Origin of the sequence: Catenibacterium sp. UBA627 (assembly GCF_002299355.1) — a bacterium.
GTDB classification, from domain to species: Bacteria; Bacillota_I; Bacilli_A; order Erysipelotrichales; family Coprobacillaceae; genus Catenibacterium; species Catenibacterium mitsuoka.
The window spans coordinates 17,861-22,092 of record NZ_DBPF01000154.1 but is presented as its reverse complement, the minus strand read 5'-3'; the positions used below and the strand labels follow the sequence as shown (position 1 = coordinate 22,092).

Here is a 4,232-nt window from a genome sequence, read left to right as displayed (position 1 = left end):
ATTAAGTTACGATACAACAGATATAGTCTGCGATATTGTCAAAATTGTAAAGCAGGAAACAACATACCACTTATGGCAAAAGTATAGTTCGGTCTTATCAAGACAGTATTGGAAGGAAAAAAACATTTTGGTCAGATGGTTATTTTGCTTGTAGCATTGGAGAAATATCATCAGCAACTATACAAAAATATATTGAAAGTCAGGAATAATAGATACGATTTACGAGGCTCCTCCCACCGCCTAAACGCAGTGGGTTTCCGCCTATGACAAACGAAAGGATTTATTTATGAAGTCATGGCCGGTGCAGCAATCAAAATAAAGAAGGCATAGGCTCTTGCATAAGGTAATATAGTAGAAGTTGAACCCATTAAATACATAAGCGGTTTTAGGAATGTAAGACCTAGTATCGCAATCAAAGCACCAAAAAAGAGTGAGCCAAAAAAGCTTGTAGATGCAAAAATACGTGCTTCTTCTACTCTTTTTGCCCCTAGTCTTCTTGATATGTTTGCGCCTGCTCCATGCCCAAACATAAAGCCAAAAGCTTGTAATATCGCCATCAATCCAAAAACAATCCCTACTGCACCTGTAGCACTTGTTCCTACTGTAGAGACAAAGTAAGTATCAGCCATGTTATATATATTAGTCACTAACATTGAGATTGTTGTTGGTAATGCGAGAGTAAGTATCAGAGAAGGGATTGGCTGCTTGATCATTCTCTCATACTGTGATTCATATTGTGTCATATAACTTTCCCCTTTTGGTTATTTATTATAAAACTACTTCACACTTAAAACAATCTAGGTTCACATAATGAAAAAATTGTGATAATGTAAGAGATGCGAGGTATGAGAAAATGTATAAAAAAATATTAACACTAGTATTATGTGCTTTCTTTGTATTAACTGGATGTTCTTCTAAAACAGCTGTTAAATCACAGGCGAGTACATATGCAGTCCTTACTAAAAAGAAAAAGAGTGAGCTTCTTAAGATGAAGAAACACTATGATCTTATTGTAGTAAGAAGTAAAGGTTTAACTACAGAAGATATGAAAGTTTTAAGAAAGAAATCTAAACAGATTTATTTCTATATGAATTTAAAGAAACCACATCATAAAGCTGAAAAGTTAAAGGCTGATGGTATTTTTATTAGTAAGATTGATGATGCAGATGCATTAGATGCTCTTATTAAGGAAGCAAATCAGAATAAGTTAAAAGTTATTGTGAATAATGCCTATGATTATAGAGAAACTGTTTATAAAAATGCTAAGATGGTTGCAGGTATAAACCAGACTAGTATGATGACTAAGAAACAGGGTAAGAAGTATGTAAAACAGGATACTGAAGTATCAACGCGATTAAAGAAATATTTAAGTACATGCCAGGAAAAAGGTATTGCGACTTATTTAGTCGAATATACTAAAAATACCGACTGGAGAGCTGCAATCAATGCTTATTGTAAGAAGCATCATATTACTTACTACAATCCAACTATTAAGTAAAATGACACGGGATTCCCGTGTCATTTTTTATAGCATTGAAGTCATACCACCATCAACCACAAGTGTCTGACCTGTTGTATATGTACATGCATCACTTGCAAAATAAACAAGTGCACCATTCATTTCGCCTTCTCTACCAAATCTCTTTAATGCCACTCTATTCTTTAATACAAGAGACCCTGGAGCATCTAATGCACCATGTGTCATTTCAGTATCATAGACACCAGGCGCAATCGCATTCACAAGAATACCATAAGGAGCTAGATCTCCTGCCATAGCTTTAGTGAGGTTTACTACACCACCCTTAGCTGCAAAATAGCTCACCTGAGCAGGTCCTGCCTGAATACCACCTACAGAAGCAATATTAATAATCTTACCAGAATTCTGCTTTATCATTACTTTAGACACTTCTCTTCCCATTAAAAAGACGCCCTTTAAGTCTGTATTGAGAACCTTATCCCATTGTTCTGTTGTATGATCATGTAATCCACTTGAATATTCTACAACACCTGCATTATTTACAAGAATATCAATATGTCCATAATGTTCTTCAATCTTTTTTACTGCCTCTTTAATGCTCTCTTCATTTGTTACATCACATGCAACTGGTAAACAATCATGTCCATTTTCTTTAAGTTTCTTAGAAAGTTCTTCTAATCTTTCTACTCTACGTGCAAGTACTGCCACATCACATCCCTGTTCACTTAATGCCTTTGCGAATTGTTCTCCTAGACCACTTGATGCCCCTGTAATAACTGCAACTTTTCCAGTTAAATCAAAGCTAATCATACTATCCTCCTCGTTATATACCTAAGTATACAATTACTTTACTCTAGTTATATTATATAGCAAGTGAATATAGTGTCAACGCTTACATATCATAACAAAGAAAAAGACCTCCGAAGAGGTCTATTAATAGAAAACCCGAGCAAACATCATTTACACAATGCCGCTACTGTAAAAGAATATCTTTTTCCATCTGTTACAACAATACACTATCTAAAACCAACTGTCAATGACTGATCTGAGAATTTTGAAGCGTCTTTTTACTTACTACAATCCAACTATTAAGTAAGACACATGGAAACATGTATTTTTTAATCTGTAAAAAAGACCTCCGAAGAGGTCCGTTAATAGAAAACCCGTGCAAACATCGTTTGACCAATGCCGCAACCGTAAAAGAATATCTTTTTCCAGCCACTTTGATAGTACCTTGTCTAAAACCAATTGTCAACTACTAATCCAAGAAATTTGAAAGTTCCATGGATTAGTGTATTTGTCTTATAATAACTACAATTTTCATCAATTCTTCTCATTAATTTCTTCAATTCCCTACTTTCGTATAAGGTAACTCCTTCACTTCTTACCATTTTCTTGTGCATATAGAATAATGTGATGATCTGTTGAATTCTCACATTACTCATTCTATTTTTTCTAAAATTGGAATTCATATATGGAATACGTATCAATTCCTTTATAATGTCTTTATTTGTTAGATGCTCTGCAGTATGGGGTCTCAAATCATTCAATATACAATTACTATGAACCGCTACATTTCTAATTCTTTTACAAGTTAATAATCCATAATAATTATTTTTCATTTCTTTGTCAGAGAAACGATTAGCACAAAAACAATAGAATGCGACCATCCTTCCGAATGGTATTATTTCAAGAAATACCCATACCGGATAATTCCTATCATATTTCTCAATCATATCTCCGCAATATGCATTTCCTCTATTTCTGTTCAATTCATTAAATAAATAATTTCTGTATTTTTCATCCAATGAATCAATATAATCTTTGACGATTTGATAACCATCTTCATCATACTCATCTATTTTTCTTAACAATTGTAGTTTAGTATGATGTTCAATATCCAAAGCCATTTCTACTACTCTATAGCGAAGACGCATATCAATGATTGACACATCTACTAGATACGCAAATTCCAAATTAATATACTTTCCCTCATTTTCTCCACCTGGATGTTTATCATAATTTTTTCTAAAAGAAGTCAGCTTATAATAATTATTGTTGTACTTGAGATATTGTTTGGCTGATTCCTCATCCATGATATTGAAAAGTATTCCCTTGTCTTTCAAATGTTGAATCTGTTCATCTAGAGATAATCTTGGTTTATCATTTTCCATCATCAATCTCCTTTAAACGTATCAAAAAAACTATAAGAATTACTCTTATAGTCTTCTACTTATTCATACTATTTAAAACTACTTTTTTCTCATTATCAAAGACATTGTTTACATCCAAATCTTCTTGCACATCCATTACATATAGGTTTTGATGCACATTCTATACAATGTTCACTAAATTCTCTTTTATACAATTGATCTTCTCTTAATTCATTATCAAAGAAATCATAAAGATGATAAACAGGTTTCTTTCCTTGATAATTCATTCTAGAACGATAGGCTATTCTTGTCTGAGCTACTTTCCCTTTTACTCGATAATGAATACCATCCTTCACAAAATGAGATCCTGTCTCAATAAAAGTGAATGATGTATTCTTATTCACACATTGATTATGTAAAGATTTAATCCAATCGAAGTCACATGCTCTTGTACCACCATAATTCTCTCCACCGCATGTCACTTCTTCTATACGTCCATCTAGATATCTCTCTAGATCTATAGGACCTATAAGAGGGGCTAACATCACACCTCTATGTTTAGCAGGAATATCTAAAAAAAGTGGTATTCGTTCATCTGCACG

General features: G+C 33.3%; 5 protein-coding genes and 1 pseudogene. 2 read left to right on the top strand and 4 right to left on the bottom strand.

Annotation, left to right across the window (positions count from 1 at the left end; genetic code table 11):
- Window positions 1-209, top strand: a pseudogene (locus tag B2S90_RS11025) (transposase); the annotation flags it as partial.
- 75 nt (window positions 210-284) lie between these two features.
- Here the strand turns inward: B2S90_RS11025 and B2S90_RS10600 are convergent.
- A complete protein-coding gene (locus B2S90_RS10600) occupies window positions 285-743 on the bottom strand; it encodes an MATE family efflux transporter (protein WP_286697029.1) in 459 nt (152 codons plus the stop codon).
- A gap of 110 nt (window positions 744-853) precedes the next feature.
- Here B2S90_RS10600 and B2S90_RS10595 point away from each other — a divergent pair, with 110 nt between their 5' ends.
- Window positions 854-1,498 (top strand): hypothetical protein, encoded by a 645-nt coding sequence (locus tag B2S90_RS10595; RefSeq protein WP_278779516.1) that lies wholly within the window; start codon window positions 854-856, stop codon window positions 1,496-1,498.
- Window positions 1,499-1,525: 27 nt separating this feature from the next.
- Here B2S90_RS10595 and B2S90_RS10590 read toward each other — a convergent pair whose 3' ends face one another.
- The 3 genes from B2S90_RS10590 to B2S90_RS10580 all read right to left on the bottom strand — a co-directional run.
- Entirely contained in the window at window positions 1,526-2,287 is a 762-nt protein-coding gene (locus tag B2S90_RS10590; RefSeq protein ID WP_286697028.1) for an SDR family NAD(P)-dependent oxidoreductase, read from the bottom strand.
- Window positions 2,288-2,715: 428 nt separating this feature from the next.
- Window positions 2,716-3,651, bottom strand: a complete 936-nt coding sequence (locus B2S90_RS10585; RefSeq protein ID WP_279068200.1) for an Abi family protein — start codon at window positions 3,649-3,651, stop codon at window positions 2,716-2,718.
- 95 nt (window positions 3,652-3,746) lie between these two features.
- A partial coding sequence (locus B2S90_RS10580; protein WP_286697027.1) for a DUF5131 family protein occupies window positions 3,747-4,232 on the bottom strand: 486 nt, incomplete at its 5' end.

What these genes read in the sequence shown, in the direction of transcription:
- B2S90_RS10600 (WP_286697029.1), bottom strand. Translation starts at nt 743, where the DNA reads ATGACACAATATGAATCACAGTATGAGAGAATGATCAAGCAGCCAATC.
- B2S90_RS10595 (WP_278779516.1), top strand. Translation starts at nt 854, where the DNA reads ATGTATAAAAAAATATTAACACTAGTATTATGTGCTTTCTTTGTATTA.
- B2S90_RS10590 (WP_286697028.1), bottom strand. Translation starts at nt 2,287, where the DNA reads ATGATTAGCTTTGATTTAACTGGAAAAGTTGCAGTTATTACAGGGGCA.
- B2S90_RS10585 (WP_279068200.1), bottom strand. Translation starts at nt 3,651, where the DNA reads ATGGAAAATGATAAACCAAGATTATCTCTAGATGAACAGATTCAACAT.